Source organism: Mycobacterium bulgaricum (assembly GCF_041287165.2).
Classification (GTDB): Bacteria; Actinomycetota; Actinomycetes; order Mycobacteriales; family Mycobacteriaceae; genus Mycobacterium; species Mycobacterium bulgaricum.
In genome coordinates this window covers 33,333-49,805 of the sequence record NZ_JBGGKV020000011.1, presented here as the reverse complement: position 1 = coordinate 49,805, position 16,473 = coordinate 33,333, and the positions used below count along the sequence as shown (strand labels likewise).

12 protein-coding genes and 1 pseudogene are annotated in these 16,473 nt (G+C 64.6%); 8 read left to right on the top strand and 5 right to left on the bottom strand.

Annotated features, from left to right (window positions below; translation table 11 throughout):
* Positions 1-501: 501 nt before the first annotated feature.
* Complete coding sequence (locus tag ACAG24_RS23690) at positions 502-2,688, bottom strand: Ig-like domain-containing protein (protein WP_370475038.1); 2,187 nt, start codon at positions 2,686-2,688, stop codon at positions 502-504.
* A 1,167-nt stretch (positions 2,689-3,855) separates the two neighbouring features.
* Between ACAG24_RS23690 and ACAG24_RS23685 the strand changes: the two genes are divergently transcribed.
* Entirely contained in the window at positions 3,856-4,539 is a 684-nt protein-coding gene (locus ACAG24_RS23685; protein ID WP_370475037.1) for a class I SAM-dependent methyltransferase, read from the top strand.
* Positions 4,540-4,643: 104 nt separating this feature from the next.
* A complete protein-coding gene (locus ACAG24_RS23680; RefSeq protein WP_370475036.1) occupies positions 4,644-5,306 on the top strand; it encodes a histidine phosphatase family protein in 663 nt (220 codons plus the stop codon).
* Between the two features lie 2 nt (positions 5,307-5,308).
* On the opposite strand, the gene ACAG24_RS23675 is transcribed toward ACAG24_RS23680, so the two are convergent.
* The gene (locus ACAG24_RS23675) at positions 5,309-5,773 is read right to left on the bottom strand and encodes a P-loop NTPase family protein (protein WP_370475035.1); all 465 of its coding nucleotides are present in this window, start codon (positions 5,771-5,773) and stop codon (positions 5,309-5,311) included.
* 797 nt (positions 5,774-6,570) lie between these two features.
* On the opposite strand from ACAG24_RS23675, the gene ACAG24_RS23670 reads away from it, so the two are divergent.
* Both ACAG24_RS23670 and ACAG24_RS23665 read left to right on the top strand, forming a co-directional pair.
* Complete coding sequence (locus ACAG24_RS23670) at positions 6,571-7,056, top strand: Het-E N-terminal domain-containing protein (protein WP_370475034.1); 486 nt, start codon at positions 6,571-6,573, stop codon at positions 7,054-7,056.
* A gap of 53 nt (positions 7,057-7,109) precedes the next feature.
* Positions 7,110-7,730: a hypothetical protein gene (locus ACAG24_RS23665; protein WP_370475033.1), complete on the top strand. Its 621-nt coding sequence runs from the start codon at positions 7,110-7,112 to the stop codon at positions 7,728-7,730.
* A 451-nt stretch (positions 7,731-8,181) separates the two neighbouring features.
* Here the strand turns inward: ACAG24_RS23665 and ACAG24_RS23660 are convergent, their stop codons facing one another.
* The 3 genes and pseudogenes from ACAG24_RS23660 to ACAG24_RS23650 form a co-directional block, all read right to left on the bottom strand.
* Positions 8,182-9,303: a lytic transglycosylase gene (locus ACAG24_RS23660; RefSeq protein ID WP_370475032.1), complete on the bottom strand. Its 1,122-nt coding sequence runs from the start codon at positions 9,301-9,303 to the stop codon at positions 8,182-8,184.
* 32 nt (positions 9,304-9,335) lie between these two features.
* Positions 9,336-9,602: pseudogene (locus ACAG24_RS23655) on the bottom strand (thermonuclease family protein); the annotation flags it as partial.
* Between the two features lie 306 nt (positions 9,603-9,908).
* Positions 9,909-10,661 carry a transcriptional regulator gene (locus ACAG24_RS23650; RefSeq protein ID WP_370475031.1) on the bottom strand — a complete coding sequence of 251 codons (753 nt, stop codon included), beginning with the start codon at positions 10,659-10,661 and terminating at the stop codon, positions 9,909-9,911.
* A gap of 198 nt (positions 10,662-10,859) precedes the next feature.
* On the opposite strand from ACAG24_RS23650, the gene ACAG24_RS23645 reads away from it, so the two are divergent.
* The 4 genes from ACAG24_RS23645 (at position 10,860) to ACAG24_RS23630 (ending at position 16,232) form a co-directional block, all read left to right on the top strand.
* Positions 10,860-11,156 (top strand): WhiB family transcriptional regulator, encoded by a 297-nt coding sequence (locus tag ACAG24_RS23645; protein ID WP_370475030.1) that lies wholly within the window; start codon positions 10,860-10,862, stop codon positions 11,154-11,156.
* 180 nt (positions 11,157-11,336) lie between these two features.
* Positions 11,337-13,631, top strand: coding sequence for a TPR repeat domain-containing protein (locus ACAG24_RS23640; RefSeq protein WP_370475029.1), 2,295 nt, complete (start codon positions 11,337-11,339; stop codon positions 13,629-13,631).
* A 646-nt stretch (positions 13,632-14,277) separates the two neighbouring features.
* Entirely contained in the window at positions 14,278-15,540 is a 1,263-nt protein-coding gene (locus ACAG24_RS23635; RefSeq protein WP_370475028.1) for a helix-turn-helix domain-containing protein, read from the top strand.
* Positions 15,537-16,232 carry a WhiB family transcriptional regulator gene (locus tag ACAG24_RS23630; protein WP_370475027.1) on the top strand — a complete coding sequence of 232 codons (696 nt, stop codon included), beginning with the start codon at positions 15,537-15,539 and terminating at the stop codon, positions 16,230-16,232. The genes ACAG24_RS23635 and ACAG24_RS23630 overlap by 4 nt, the downstream gene beginning before the upstream one ends.
* Positions 16,233-16,473: the final 241 nt, after the last annotated feature.

Sequence of the window (16,473 nt, the reverse complement as noted above, 5' to 3'; positions counted from 1 at the left end):
CAGCAGTGTCTTCAGTCGGGTCAGGCTTCAGCCGATGTCGACACCTCGGATTCCGCTGCAAGGAACGCGGTTCGGTATCTGCCGCCCGGTGGAACGCCGACCCACGCCCGGACACCAGGCCTGCGGATCGCCGTCGTGAGGCCGTATCCACGTCGTCAAGAGGCCTGACTTCCAGGCGGTTTCGTGCGTCGAGACTGTCATGAACAGCGTAAAACATGTGCTGACGCACATCCGTAGAGAATGTCGTGGAACCACACACGGACACACGTGAACCGCCCCGACATCTGGTGCTAGGCCAGTGCGCAGTCGAACTGGCGCGCGCTGATATCGAAGCAAAACGCAAAGACTGCGATCAATGGGAAGCCACTTCTGTGGGAGCCGACTTCCCGGATACGGAAACCTGAAGCAACTCCTCAGTTCGCCGTCAGAATAGATGCAGGAATGCTGGACCCCGGCAGGCTCGAAAGTGAGCCTGCCGGGGGTCTAGCTGAAGCCGCGGTGTCAGGTCGGGTCGCTGTCGACCTCGTTGGGCGGCAAGGGCTGTTGGACCGCACGGTAATTCGATCCCTGCTCGGCAGTGGGACTGTCGAAGTACACGTCGGTCAGCACCCATGTTGTGTTCGGCATTGTCACGGTGAAGGTGCCGTACTGACGCACGATCGGCTGGGCCGAGTAGACGTAGACCGTCGAGTTGGGCGGCACGGTGACGTTGGTCGAGTCTTTGAACGTGTAGGAGTAGGTGAATTCCTGGCCGTACTTCGCGGTCATCGAGACTTCATAGATCTTGGCGATCGAGGCCTTCGCCGTGGCTGACAGCTCGATCGTCTCTTTCGTTCCGCGGGTCACCGTACGTTCAAACGACCTCTGCTGATTGACGCTGGTGGCATTCTGGTATTCGCCCAAGAAGACCCACTTGGTGTAGTAGCTCGTCGAATATGTGGGGTCAAAGGTGCAGTTATTGGAGTTCGTCGCACAGAGGTTGTTGAGAACTTCCGACTGCGCCAACTGTTGGTTCGACCCGAAGTTGACAACGGTGCCCGCCTTGTCCTCCATGAGGATGACATTGGCGAAAGGCACCAGAATGCCGTTCTGGGTGATGTCCCAGTCGCAGGCGGCGCCGGCAGCCGAATAGCACCCTGCGTAGACCCCGGCGATCGCGTCGGTGCGCATCACGGCCTGGAATTGGCCGAGATCGCTGTCGAAGTAGGCCGCGGTGGTGCGAAGGTAACTTCCCCACGGGACGTCGAAGCTGAAGTACTCCCCCGGCGCAATCACGGCGCCGTCGTCCGGTTGCGCGCTGGGCGCCTGCCATTGCGACCCGGTGGCGTAACCGGTGTAGGTCAAGTTGCTGCTGGTGAAGTTGTAGACCTGGAAGGTCTTCGCGAACTCGGGCTGACCGACGTCCACAGGTTCCGAGGTGATCGACACCGGCACCCGGACCGCACCGGTGCCGTTGAACAGGTGCAGATGAAGGCCCCGATCACGTACGCGGATCACGAATGTGTCCGTCACCCCGGTGGTTCGGTACTCCGCGTCGGGCGTGTAGACGAAACGCCCGTTGGCGCCGAGGGTGACCACGCCGAACTTCGGCTTCTTCACCACGACATACGACAGCGGGTCGTCGTCCGGGTCGACAACCGTCACGGCGCCGACGACGTTGCCCGAACCGGCAAACGGCCCGACGAGGGTCGGCCCCGCACTCACGACCGGACTGCGATTGAACAGTGTTCGTTGGATCAGCGAGAAGACGACCTGTGCGAATGTCGGACGCGCAGCGGGCACGGCGAGCGGAGCAACGAGATCGTCGGGGTCGGCCGCCACCTGCATCGAGGACAGTCCCGGTTTCGGCGTACTGGTCTGCTGGGTTTCGGCGTTGTCGAGTTCCCGGCGCACGCCGCCGAGGAGCGTCACGAGCCCACCGTCTCCGGCCGGTTTCGCGGGATCGATGGGGGCGGAATGCGGCGCGGAGACCCCAGCGGCCTGCGCGGAGACCGCCATCGGGACCGACGCGGCGTGGGAGGGCGCTGAGGGCGCAATCCCCACCGGGATCACCAGACCGCGGGGCGCATCGATCTGCGCAGTCGTTTGTCCAGGACGCGCTGAAGCGGCGACGCGAATGTCGCCATCGGCGCCGGCCGTGGCGTTCTGGCCGGGCAGCACGGTGCTTTCGCGACGCGATGACGGAGTGGCAACCAGATCAGGAGTTTTCGGCGTTGCGGCGGACTCACGGGCCGGGGAGCGATGCCCGTCCGCCCGGGTCGCTTCGGTTGGCCCACCGCGCTTCGTGCTGTCGGAATCACGCACCGTTTCGGTCTTGTCGTCGTCCTCGCGTTGACGGTCGGTCGCGGGATCGCCGACGCCGGGACGCTGCTGCTTCGGCTCGGAGTCCGGATCCGACGTGGTCGGCGACGACGCATCGCCCGTGCGGGACCGCAGTGGTGACGACGAGGTGTCCGATTCGTCATCGGGTGTCTGTCGGCCGCTACCTGCCGACGACGACGAACTGTCGGCCGACGTTGACGCAGCTGTGTCCGATCCAGCGTCCGACGCCTGTCGGCCGCTGCTTGCCGTCGACGACGAACTATCGGCCGACGCCGCGCCCGCACCCAGACTGGTCGCTATGGCGAATCCGACTCCGACCGCCACCGCGACGCCGCCGAACCGAGCGAATTGGCCTGATTTCGTCATGATGCCCCCGCATCTGTCGACCCGTGGTGCACTCAGCGCACCGAACGAAGCAAAACTAGCAACGCCGATCTGCTTCCCGCGCCGAATATTTGTGACCGACTTCTGACAACCCGGGCGTTGGCCGCCCCGTACGCACACCGTCGCGCAATTGACGAATCCCGTTCAGAGTACTGAAGTTTGCCGACCGCAGTGCCGTCCATCGCACATTCACCCGCTGTTCATCGGCCGCCGCCGCGCGGCCGACATGGTCGCGCGTCGCAGGGACAGCAACGTCGCGGGACATTCGATTCGTCAGCGGTCGACGGCGAATCTCCACAGCAGTTCCAGCCGCCGCGACGCGGGATGAGGTGTTGAGCCATTCATCGCACCGCAGGCTCTGCCCCGACAGGCGCTTCGCCACCGAAACCCTGACCGGGCAACGCATCTCCTTAACCGCAGACCCCACCGGATCCGCCACCAACGGCAAGGCTGCGGCCGTAGGGCCGAGGCTGTGCGGGTGCTGGAAAACGCGATCCCCGCAGCCCGGCGTTGAGGTCACCGACTTCATCAGTGGCGGCAGCGCCTGCCAGGGCGCGAGGGTCTGCGTTTCGAGGAATCGGGTGGTAAAAACTGAAAACCAAAAAACTGTAGGTTGCCAAATTCCGTGGCATTTCCCACCGCTAAGACCGCCGCTGATGGCACATTGTCACGGGATTGGCGGACGCCTCATTGTCATCCGAATGGCGGATCCTAGGAGCGCGCGGTGGTGGAACCCCACTGATGAGGACTGAGACGTCCGTGTGAGACGAGAAATGAGACACCACGACCTGGCGCTATGCGGACTGAGCACTGCTCCGCGGTGCCTGTCTCGTTTCTCTACATGCGAGACGGGCGAGCTCTTTGTGGGAATCGCACAATTGAGGTGGGTACGGCGAGCAAGTGGGAACCGGGTGCATCGCCCGACACGTCCGTGGGCGTCACACTGTTCTGATGCAGCGAGCCGTAAGCGTAAGCCCGGTGTGGGTGCGGTCGGGGCACCCGGGAGACGGGGTGCCACCGCGGTGACCGCGTCCGATCCACACCCCGAACCCGAGGGTGGCCTGTTCGCCGGAACTGCCTGGCACTACGCCCGGTACCGGCCCGGCTACCCGCCCGCCGTCCTGCATGAGTTGATCGCACAGCTGGGTCTTGACGGGACCGGCCGGCTGCTGGATCTGGGGTGCGGCACCGGCCAACTCACCCTTCCCCCTGGCAGCACATGTGAGCGAAGCCGTGGGATTGGATCCCGAGCCCGACATGCTCAGCGAAGCCCACCGGCAAGCATCTGACCAGGGAGTGACCAACGTGCAATGGGTACGTGGCAGCTCTGCAGACCTGCCGGGGAATCTTGGTCACTTTCAGCTAGTCACGATGGGCCGCTGTTTTCACTGGATGGACCGCGAACACGTCCTCACCGCACTCGGTGAGATGGTCGACGAGCAGGGCGCCCTGGCCATTGTCAACGACAGCAACCTGAATCTTCCCTCTACGCCTTGGCAGCAGGCCATCGCTGACACACAACGCCGCTTCTTGGCCCCCGGCCACCGTCACGGCTCCGCGCCAGCCGCCAGTCACGGCCCCCCACATGAACGGGTGTTGGCCACTTCACCATTCCGCCACGTCAAGCGTGAGGTCCACCAGTACCAGCGGACCTGGACCATCGAAGAGACCATCGGCTACCTGTATTCGACGTCACTGCCCCTGAGACGACTGCTTGGTGCCCGGCGGACCGCCTTTGAGGAAGCACTCACCACCGCACTGCTGAGCATCGACCCCATCGGACAGTTCACTGAACCAGTCGCCCTCGAAGTCCTGACCGCCACCAGAGATTGACGACGGCAAATTCAGGCCAAACATCCGAGACACAATCAGAGCCGTCCAACATCTCTAGATAATGAGCCGGGTCTTAGCTGGTTTGAGCCTCGCTACGGTAGGGCGTGGGCAGAACGATCTACGTAGTGACCCATCCTGAAGCCACCCATCATCGACAGGGCTTGGTCGGCGGCTGGCATGACTCAGACTTAACGGAGAAGGGCCTGGCCGACGCAGTGTTGATCGCCCGATGGATACGCGGACAGATCCCAGCCGGGGTCACCACGGACATCGTCTCGTCGGACTCACTACGCGCCCGACATACCGCCGAGCAGATCAACACAGCTGTTGGCTCGCCTGTGACACTGGACCGCCGCTTACGGGAAAAGTCCTACGGCACAGCAGAAGGACGCCCTCAACGTTGGCTTGATGAGCGCTTCATTCCCCCGCCGGCTGCTGGTGACCGGCTCAACCACGACGAGGGCATACCGGGGGCCGAGACGAAGGGCGATTTCGCAGCACGGGTCTATTCAGCGATAGCATCCATCACCGCGAGCCCCGCCGAGTATCAGATCATCGTGACACATGGATTCACACTGACCTTCGTGATCGCCGCCTGGATACAGATGCCCCTAGAGTCGCTGGGCTACGCCAACTTTCGACCAACCCCCGGCAGCATCACCACCCTGCGCCTAGACGACTACTTCCACAATCGCGAAGTGGCTGCACTCGCTGACACCCAACATCTCGAACCCACCGGATCAGCATCGCCGGTCCGATCCGAGTAAGCCTAGGAACGCTGTTCGGGCTTGGCGGCAACATGACGGAGCCACAGTTCGATATCTCGATGTGTAGCGAGCCGCACCACACGCACATTCGGATGCGAAACCGCAACGGCTGGGATTCGGCCGCGGAGCTTGTTGCGGGTGCGGATTCCCCAGCGCAAGATGTGGTCAGAGTCAGTGAAAACGCTAAGCAGAGGCCCTTCATAGTTACCATTCCAGAGTTCCACTTTGCCCAACCGTCGGCGAACTGTGCGGCGCGTCAGCTGATACAAACTCAGTGGCGTACGCAGATCGAGCCAAATCAACGTGTCGGCGCGTTCGAGGATCTTCGCGCGGACCGCTGAGTACTGCCACTCGATCACCCATGAATCTCCGGAAATGACTGACTCCACGTCACGGACGAAGTCGCGTCGCGGTTCCCAATTGGGACCGTGGAACAGGCTGTCGATTTCGACGTAGGTGAGATTCAATTGGCTCGAAAGGTCGCTTAGCTAAAGTTGACTTGCCAGATCCCGTCACGCCAGCAATAGCGATGCGTTGCGGTTGCCATGTGACTGGATCGGCCGCCGACAACACGCACCTGAGCGTAGCGGCCAGGGCAATTCCCCTCGCGCGGCGAGACAAGAATCGAGCCGTCTTGGTTCTTTAGATTTGAGACGGCCAGCGCCCAGCATTCGCATCCGTCACAAGCCGCCATCTCAAATGAAAAATGCTCTGGCAGCGGGTTTTGCGAAGTTCTGATCGAAGTGGCGGAAGCGCGCTCTAGTCATGACGATGGATCGCGATCACCAAGACGTGGAGGAAAGCGAGGCTCAGCAGCCGATCAATAGTCATACTTATTCTCACCTAGTTGGCGGATCCTCCAACAGCCGCCATTTCAAATGAGAATCCGCCACGCAGAATGAGAACCGACAAAAGATGTAGATTGCCAAACTCCGTGAGATCTCCCACCGCAGCCACCAGCCCTGATGGCGCGTTGTCATAGGGATGGCGGGCGCCTCATTGTCATCTAGTTGGCGGATCCGAGAACCGATACTTCACTCCGCTATCAGCTGCCGCTCGGCCGGCAAATACACACTGAGACCTATAGGTTATGAGCCGGCCGGTTGTGATGTCCCACTTCGACCCAGCCCGTGTTCTGCCCCGGGTCGTCGTCTTCCGGGTGGGCTGCGGCCCTCGCCGAGGCCCAACTAAGTCTGTCGGAACCGACGCCTAGATTTAGGCGAGACCCCGCGCAGCTGTGTGGGACCAGAGCTGGAGGCTGCAAATGGATCCCGTAACACTGATAGTCGCGGCGCTCGCCCTTGGCGCGTCCGACGGCGTTCGCGACACCGCGAAGCAGGCGATCGGCGACGCCTACTCCGCGGTCAAAAACTTGGTCATCAAGCGCTACGCCTGGGTCAGCGCAGACGTCGAGGGGCTGGAGCAGGAGCCGGAGGAAGAGCTTCGCCGCGCACTAGTTGAGAAGAAGCTCACCCAAGCCGGGGCCGGCGACGACGTGGAGCTGTACGGCCTCGCGCAGGCTCTCCTGTCGACCGTTGAGGAGCAGGCCCCGGATCTCCCAGCCACCATTGGCGTGGTCATCCGCCGCGCCGCGGTCGGAGGCAACATCGAGGTCGAAGACGTGGCCGTCGACGGCGGAACCGGTGTTGCCGCCGAGGACGTCGCAGCCGGCGGCGATCTTCGGATCAGCCGAGTCGCTGCGCGTGCCCCCCAGGCGCCGCCCCACCCTCCCCAGGCGCGGGAGCAGTAGACGATTCGTCTGCTTCCGCGCCATCTCTCAGCACCACGCAGAAGAACGTGCTCGTGGGACGTGACAACAACACCTACTTCTCTATCGGTGCCACGGAGACTGGGAACAGTGGTGGCCGAATCCGCGCGGTGACCGCCTCCGTGAAACCCGTGCCCATCGGCCAGGGACTGTGGACGGTGACCGTGACCAACGCAAGTTCCGGTCCGATCACCGACCTCGAAGTCGACGTGTACGCCGTCGACGCGGACGGCAATCAGCTGGAGGACGCGTGCCACCCGGCGAAGGGGAAGATCTCCGTACAGGAGCTCTTCCGCGAAATCTTATCGGGCGGGATGAGCGGAACTCTCGATGCAATCGGGTCCCGCGCCCAGTCGATGTACCCGCCCGGAATGGTGGCCGGGATGCCAGCGAACCTCGGCGCGTACGGCGGAATGTTCACCGACCACATCATGACTGCCCCAGGTCTTTCCTCGTTTCTCCGGAACGCGCAGCAGCAGATGGTTGATAAGTACCCCCAGGTGATCTCGCGGGACCAGTCTGCTGAGGTGCTGTACAGCGCACCAGGGGCAATTGAGGTGCGTGTTGATCTCCAGTTCGCCGACGACGTCGGCAACCTCTGGCGTCGACGGCACGGTCAGCAGCCCGAGCCGGTAATGGAAGGCGAGGACAGGTAGTTCCCTCCCGCAACCGCTCGATCAACCCGTTTGCATCTCCGGCAGCCGCTCCCCGCCGTCACGTCCCCGCTTCCAGTTCCGCCGCCTGCTGACTCTGCAGCTTCACGAGCGCCTCGTGGATCCGGCCCTGCAAAGTCGGATCGCTGGCCCGATGGGCAAGAGCCGAAGCGCGGTTGCGGCATAGCACGTCGGCAAGAGATCGTGCTGATGCTCATTCACCTGGCGGATCCCGCCTCCGAGCTGTCCTCTCAGATGAGAACGCTTCGTGGGAAAGGAGAACCGACACCCAACCCCAGCCTTCCCCGCCGGCCAGGCTCGCGGAACGCACAAGCAGCGCGACAAGTCATACGATTTGCCATCCAAATGGCGGATCCGCCAACATCCGCCATTTCAAATGGCAATCCGCCATCCAGAATGGCAACCGACAAAAAACACAAAATCCGCACCGAAATCAGTACCCTCTCGGCGACCTCCTCGGGTCGGCCTGCTGAATTTTCTGCGCCAAATCCGACCCGTCGGCCGAAACGTTGTACCGGCCCATGGCGTAGTTGACGAATGCCGCGGCCTGGGCCACTGGGTCGCGCAAATGGGTCGACGTCCCCGGCTCGTGATAAGCCCGGAAGGTCGGCTCAATGAACTGAAACGCACCCTGCGACGGAGTTCCTTTGGCAGCGTTGCTATCTGAGTTGTTCTGCGCATTCGGATTGTGGCCCGACTCCCGCGCCGAAACCACCATCATCCCGGTCTCCCAGTACTGACGGGCACTCGGATTGGTGATCCCCTTGAGGTCGAGAGCCCTGTTTATCGCGGCTCGGATATTCGCCGCCCCTGGCGCCGACGGGATATCGCTGTGGCTGGAGGACCGGGCTGCGGTGCGGCTCTGCCAACCCCGCTGCTGACCCGAAACGTTCGCCGTCTTGGCGAACTGCCCCAAATCGACTCCAGGCATCCCCCCGCCCCGGCCCGAGCCCATCGACATGCCACCCATCCCGGCTCCGCCGCCGCCGAACGGCGCCCCGCCGCCCACCGGTGTGCCACCGCCGTAGGTCATCGACCGCAGCATCGCCGCCATCTGTGCGTCGCGGGTTTTGTAGGCCTGCACGACGTGTTGTTGTTGGGCGACGCGGTGGCGCAGGGCGACCAGGAGTGCTTTCTGGCCGGCGGGGGTGTTGGTGAACGGGGCCAGCCCATGGGTGTCGGCGGCGGCGCCGTTGACCGCCGTGGCGGAGTTGGTGCGGCCGGTGCGGTCGGAGCGGGCGGCGTCGTTGAGCTGGGTGCTTAGTGCCTGGTCGTTGCCGGCCAGGGTGTCCAGGGCGGGGCCCGCGCCGCCGGCGAAGGTCCAGTAGTTGGTGGCCAGCTGGCCCGAGAGCGGCGCCATTTGAGCTTGGCCCGAGCGCACTAGGTCCCCGGCGCTGGAGAGCTTGCTCACCGAGCCTGCTGCGGGTCCGTGCCCGGATGCCGGTGGATCGCCGAACAGTGAGTGCGCGCGGCCCAGCACCTCACCGACTGCAGCCACCACCGCGCCAACCGACACGACACCAGTATCAGCGACCCAGACCCACCACCCAGACACAAAATCCGGCAGAGGTGGTGCTGCTATTGCGGCTAAGCGTCTGCCTCCCCGAAGCACGGTGGGCCCCATAAACCGCGTCCGGCTGTGCGCGCTGCCGCTTCGGCAGCGGCGATCTCGCCCGCTCGTTGCGGTGGTCGAGACCTGTCGAAAACGTAGCTTCGCGCTGCCCCTGCTTCCGCCGCAAGAATCGAGTAGTCACCCTGGTCGGTCTCGACGTAGGCCAGAGTCCGCCCGTAGCGGTCACGGGCGTCCTGACTGGCGTCACCAACAGCGGACACGCGCCGGCTCATCAGCGTCGCTGTCGCGAACCCCGTCGCCTGGTGGCCCCAGCACTCCTTGGTGCCTGTCGTTTCGGGGTGTCGATGCCGAGAACACGCACCCGCAGGCGCCCACGATCGTCGTCAACCACGTCGATCGTGTCGCCGTCGACGAGCGAAGTACCGTCGCTGTTGGGGCTGCACTGGCCCGCGGGGCGGCGCAAGCTGATGCGGGGGCGGTCAACGTCGCAGTCGTAACCACGGTCAGCACCGATGCCAAAAGATGTTCTCATTCATCTATTTTTGATGCTGTGGGCGGTGCCGCCTGCACTAAACCTGCGCACAGCTTTACGGGCCGGCCAGAGCGTCAATCAAGCTTTCCACCCGGGCGGCATTCTCGGCGCTAAGTACCTCGCCCGCTTCGGCTGACTCCACCAGTTCCGCAGGGAATCCACCAACCGCCGCCGCCTCGCCAGCGCCGAGGTTGGCACGGCGCCGGACCGCATACAGCCGCTGGCCCAGCGTGGCGTCAGGGCGCGCTGCGGCCTTGAGCATGAGGTCGTCGTAGCGGCCCCGAATATGACCGAGTGATTTGACCACCTCAGCCGGCGAGCCCTGACTATGGCGCATCGCGCGAGCTGCCAACGCCTCCAGCTTGAGCAGGTCAGCCAAGATCGTCGACGCCCGGCCAGGGAAGTCCGGGGACGACTCCTCGGGGAGGTCGTCGATCGCGGTATCGAAACGATCCATGGCCAGCTTCAACGCGTCCACCACAAGAACAGCGCCGTCGGACCCGCGGGGTGGCGCTGGCGTTTCGGTGGCAGCGCCACCAGGCCGGGGGCGCGCTAACGTTTCCGGGGGCGCTTCACCGCCAGCTCGGATGCGCGCTATTGTTCCCGCCGGCCACTGCAAAAATTGCTCCAAGGTGTGTCTGGTGCGCTCCCGGGGCCATGAGCGGCCCTTCTCGAAGTGGATCAGCGCAGGCGCGGTGATCACCTTTTGACGCGCCAACTCGCGCTGCGATATCCCCAAGTTACGGCGACGAGCTGCGACAGCGGCGCCCGCGCGGGCAATCCCGTCGTCGATCTCGCCGTCCTCCACCGCGTCAGTGTAGCCAGGGGTTATCACGATTTCGGCACAACAGCGGCCACGTCAGAGGTCGTTTCCAGTGAAGTTGCGCTAATACTTGCGCACCGATGTGCACATCAAACTTTATCGCTAAAATTAAGCGTCACTGGCGCAGTGCTAAACTTTGGTGCTAAAGTTCGGTCATTCGATAGCTCAGTGGGAGGAGCGACGGTGACAGTGACACTCGAACGTCCAACGGTGCGCGGCACCACCCAGCCCTGCATTTCCGACCCCGACAGGTGGGCCGCCGGCGGAGAAGACCCGGAACTGAAGGCGCTATGCCGTGGCTGCCCGCGGCGCTGGCAGTGCGCTAAAGACGCCCTCGACACCCCCGGAGCCGAAGGCATGTGGTCCGGGGTGAACATCCCCAAAGAGGGCCGGGGCCGCAAATTCGCTCTGCGTCAACTGCGTTCACTGGCCGCACACGGTGGTTTCGACGTCACCGGCGGGCTTGACGCCAAGCGCTGACGGCGATGCCAGGGAATAGCCCAGGACCGAGCCGGCCATCGGGGGCCGCGCGACAACGCAGCACGCTGTACGCAGCGCGTCACCGCGACCGAATTCCCAGTCCTGCACCTGCTGCCAAGGCCCCTGTCGGTCGGGTCATTGTGGTTGGTGCCGCAGGCACTCCGACGCAGGGGTGGGTGAATGTCGCTGACGCTGGCTGACCTGGATCAATGGGATCCTGACGCAATCCACAGCGTCTTCCAGGCCGCGACCGAACGAGCTAACGGCACCCGTAGCGCGGCGACCGGGATCGGCGATGTCGTGGCGGCGACGTCGTGGGAGGGCAAGGCGCGCGAGGCCGCCGATGCGGCCTCGGGACGTGTTCGCGCCGACCTGCTGGCCCACGCCGAGGAATGTGACGGGGTGGCCCGCGCCGCCCAGACCGCCGAGGCGCAGGTCACCGACATCAAGGCGGACTGGACAAACATCTTGCGGATGGCCGACCGGTGGGGCATCACCATCAATGTCGAGGCCGGCGAGATTTCCTACCTGCCGCCGGTGACCGCCGAGGATCACGTCGAGATGGAACGCCGCGTCGACATCCTCGAAGCCGAGATCACCGCACTCTTGGTGCGCGCCAACGACGCCGACGAAAACCTTGCCGCCGCGATCCGGTTGGCCACCGGCACCGGCACGCTCGATGAGCTCAACGCCGAACTTGCCGACGACCCCTCCCCCTTTGACGAAGAGCAGGGCAACGCCGACGCCCAAGACCTCCTTGAGGACGGCCAGCTCTCCCCCGAAGCTCAGGCGCGCCTCGATCAGGCCACCACGCTGGCACCGGAGCAGCAGGCCGCCCTCGAGCGCGGCGACCTGATACTCCCCCAGGATCAGATGCAGTACCTGACTGCCATGTCCCGCGGCCTAGATCCGAGGACCACCGAGGAAATCCGCGCTTACACCCGGGCGCCGGGCGGCGGCGCGCTCACCGACGCGATGCGCCTGGCCACCAACCCGCACGTGGCGTCCGCCAACGGCGCACGCGGCGGCCTCGACAACGCTCCGAAAGCGTTGCGAGACATCGTCAACGACCCCACCCTGCGGGTCCCGCAGAGCACCTGGGAACAGCTGGTCCAAAGCGGCGGTCACGGCTTCGACCCGCGCAACCTCTTCACACACTGGGACGGCATGAAGGACATGGCCGCGATCCTGGGCCACGGCGACCAAGCGCTGATGCGGGGCAGCGCACTCGATGTCGGCATGCTCGGTAAATCTGAGGAGGCGCTGCAGCTGATGCGCACCGGCGTCTGGTCAGACGCGACACCCTTCCACGACCCAATGACGACCGACATCCAAACGATGATCACCGCCTCCGGACGCGACCCGGTAGCCGTGCACGACGCGCTCGTCACGTCCTACGACGGGAACGGCCGCCCGGTCTTCGACAACCAATTCCTGGAGAACCTGACGACCCACCGCTGGACCGACGGCGGCACCGCGCTGTCGAACATGGTGACCGGCATCCCCGACGTGGCCACCATGGCCGATCCGGCCGACCCCACCCAACTCGCCGCCGCCACCCGCGCCGGCGAAACCCTCAACGCATTCGCCCAGTTCGCTGGCAATAACCCCGACAAACTGCTCAACATCCCCGGCACCGAGAACCAGTCGTTGGGGCAAGTCAGCCCCGACTTCACCCGCGCGATGGCCGATGCGACGGTGCCCTACCTCGACGACATGATGGACAACAAGCTCGACCACACCACAGGGTTCCGCCCGCTGGCCGAGTTCAGCACTAACCCCGAGGTGGAGTCCTTTGTCGACGACCCGGCCGTGACGGCCACGCGAAACCTGTTCGGTGTCGTGGGAACTGACGCGTTCGCCGCCACCACCCTCAACAGCAACGCCTACGCGCTGATCAACGACTACCAAGACTCCTACGTGCGCTCCATCGCTGACGCTGCCCAAATCGCGAACACCGACGACCTACAATCCTCGGGTGCCCTGCGCGGTGTGATCGACACCGGCGCCAACCTCGCCGCCAACGACGACATCTCCGATGGCAACGCGGCCGCCCAACAGGCGTGGGAGGACAAGAAATTCTGGTACGACGCCGCCCAGAAACTGCCCGTCTGGGGCGACATCGTCGACACAGTCGGCCAGGTCCCCGGTGCCGACAACGTGCTGCAGGAAGTCATCCTCGGCACAGGGCCCGTTCCGGTTGACGCCGAGACGGTCGCAGCCATCAGTCCCGATATCGCCCGGCACCTACTGGCGAACAAATTCCTGCAACTAGGCGTCGGAGATACCAGCCTGCTGGACGGCATACGCGCCGACAACGGTCAGATCGTCGCCTTCGGTGCCGACGATGTGCCGTCCAGCGACATCACCAAAGCCGTCGACGCCTACCTCGACAGCATCGGTTTGAAAACCAACACCGGCTTCGACAAATACGAGGGCGCCTACGACCGGGTCATCGAAGGACAGAGTCAGTGAGACGCCCTAATCTGCTTCACATTTCGGTGTTTCACGGCACTGGCGCAGGAGTCTGTGCAGACGTAACGGGTTGGGCCCGCTACCCGAATGACGGCGCGTATAGCCGCCAAAGCCGACTCCGCAATACCGGCGTCACCCGAAGCTCAGTCTGGCGAGATGCCCCAAACCAGGGTGGGATGCTCTGGACCGGGGGTGACCGCGCCGTCGGGGTAGGACCTGGACACAGGCAGACACTGGCGTGTCCACCGTCAGCCAGAGGTTACCTGCGCACCCACATGATGGGTCCACCACCTCAGCACCGCTGTTACCGGTGTGAAAGATGGTGCGGCGTGTCACCACGGCTCCCGTCGGCCAGTACGGCATGCTCAGATTCACCGGCGGATATCCGCCCGGCCCCTTAACCGAAGGGTGTCTGCCGCAGACGCGTACCCATCGGCGGATATCCGCCTTGAGACGTCGTGACCGACGAAAGGAGGACCCGGCCGCATCGGCCACCTTAAACCTTTGCCGCACAACTGAATACCACTTGCTGGTAAGCCCCTAACGGCGAAACCCCCGGCCCAAAGGACCGAGGGTCGTCGAGTTCGAGTTGCCGCTCGAACCTGGTGGCTTTCGCGCACTCTCCCCCTTGCTGAAGGGAATCGTCATGAAAGACGCATTCCACGGTAGCGCACGCCTGCCCCACGGTCTACATGCGGCGCATCGTGAACCCGGCTCCGTCCTGACCCGCCCCGATCACGGCTCCAGCCCGTTGCTGCGACGCCGGGGCACCGCCCACACCGCCCCCGTGTGGATTCGTCGGGCCGGCGGCCACTGCTTCGACCGTCTCCCCCGCATCATGCTGGGCATCGACGTGCGTTGGGCGGCAATCCCGTGCTGGACCGGCCGTGCGCGTCGCTGGGCCCACGAAACCGTGCCCGCGGCCTACCGGGCCCGGTATGACACCCAGGTGCGGCCTGCCATGCCGGGTAACCCTGTCAGCTTGAAAACCCTTGTCGCGGTGGCAGAAGCACGGGCATCCTTCGCCGATCATCGCACGGGGCGCAACTGCCGGCCCACCAACGACCGCCTGGCCGCCCTGACAGGGCTGTCTGTGCGCACTGTCCAACGCGCCTCCACAGCGCTACGCCTACTTGGCGTCGCGACCGAGGTGATGCGGGGACGCCAACGCACCTACGACGAACGCATGGCCAGCTGGCGAGTCGGAGACCACGGTCGAGGCTGGGCATCAGTCTGGGCACTGCACGACAGTCGAATCCGAACGCTGTCACCCCATCCCGAAGGGTCTTACTTAAATACACAAATCTCTTGTAAGAAATCACTCACTACCAGCCGCCGGCCCACAGGCCGTAGCAGCGGCGCTTCGCGCCGCACTGCCCCGAACACCCAAGCTCTGACCCTGGCAAACCGGTGGGTCTGCGATCAGCAAAGCCCGGCGTGGGCCCGGCGCTACCGCACCGGTACCCCCTGGGCCCGGATCCTCGCCGAAGTCGCCCGCCACGGCTGGACACCTAGGGATCTCAACCAGCTCATCGCGGACTGGATCGGTACCGGTCACTGGATCCCAGAGACCCCGCACAAACCGATCGGCCTGCTCGGAGCAATCCTCGCCGCCCACGGAAACCCCGCCGAACGGCCCTCGGCGCTCGAGGAAGCCCGTGAAGCTGCCGATCTTGCGTTGTCGCGCAAGCGAATCAGCGCACAACTTGCCGAACGCGACGCCGCCCGCCGAGCCCGCGAAGTAGGCCAGGCCGCGCTGACCGGGGCAGGCCGTCAGGCTGCGATGCAGATCGCCCGCCAAGCCGCCCAGCGGGCCGAGCAGCGTCGCGCCGAAGCTGACCGGCTTGCCCTCGGCGAGCTGCAAGCTCGAGTGGACGTGCTTCGTGGCAGTAGCGGCGGTACTCGATGAGCGGCGCCCAGTCCCATGCCGCTCCCGATTCCGTCGCGCCCCTGCCCTGCCATACCGACCCCGATCAGTGGTTCGACCCCCGCCACCGCACGGCGAGCCTGCGCGCCTGCCTGTCCTGCCCGCACCGCCCGTGGTGCGCGGCCCGAGCGCTCCGTCAGCGTCCGTCGTGCGGCATGTGGGCCGGAGTGTGGATCACCGGCCGATTCGACGCTGTTGCGCTCCAACTACACGCGATCGCGACCAGCACAGCGCCGACCGACATCGCAGCCGACCCCACTCCCCCAGACTCTTCCGACCCGGAAAAGGCGTCGGCGCCTTCGCGCCCTACCGGGGTGATCAGCCGACCGGCGCGCGGCATTTCAGCGAAAGCGATCGTCCTCGCGAGGGCGAGCGGACACTGTGAGGTGATGGCGCCAGGATGCCGCCTGTCGGTGTCGTTGATGGAATCTCGCCTGCCCAACGGATTCGTTGACGATGCCGCCACGGTGTTCGCCGTCTGCGAGCCGTGCGCGGAAGCGGTGCAAACCCTCGATCCGCGGATCGCGAGTCGAATGGGCTTCCGCGTCGACAACCCGATGAGTGCCCGGGTGACGCCTTTCGTCTGGCGACAGGCGCACCGCCTCCTGTTCGACGCCGCCGGCGGACTCCATCCGATGCGCGATCGAAACGCGTCCCATCGACTGGCCACCTAGTTACCGTCGGATCGCCAACGTTGCTTAACCCCCGGTTGAGACGCCGCGGTACCGGTGAAGGAATCATGTCGGCGAACACCCCAGGGCTAGGTGGCGTTTCGTCACGGTGACGTCTCCTTCGGTGCGCGGAGAGCGCGACCGCTGTCCGCGCCGCGACCTCACGTGGGTGATCGTCGCTTAACCGCGGTTAAGCGACGAATCGAGCGTGTCGAGTGGCGAGGCACTGGGCGTCTAGAGGTGC

What these genes read in the sequence shown, in the direction of transcription:
- ACAG24_RS23630 (WP_370475027.1), top strand. Translation starts at nt 15,537, where the DNA reads ATGAGCGGCGCCCAGTCCCATGCCGCTCCCGATTCCGTCGCGCCCCTG.
- ACAG24_RS23690 (WP_370475038.1), bottom strand. Translation starts at nt 2,688, where the DNA reads ATGACGAAATCAGGCCAATTCGCTCGGTTCGGCGGCGTCGCGGTGGCG.
- ACAG24_RS23670 (WP_370475034.1), top strand. Translation starts at nt 6,571, where the DNA reads ATGGATCCCGTAACACTGATAGTCGCGGCGCTCGCCCTTGGCGCGTCC.
- ACAG24_RS23640 (WP_370475029.1), top strand. Translation starts at nt 11,337, where the DNA reads ATGTCGCTGACGCTGGCTGACCTGGATCAATGGGATCCTGACGCAATC.
- ACAG24_RS23635 (WP_370475028.1), top strand. Translation starts at nt 14,278, where the DNA reads ATGAAAGACGCATTCCACGGTAGCGCACGCCTGCCCCACGGTCTACAT.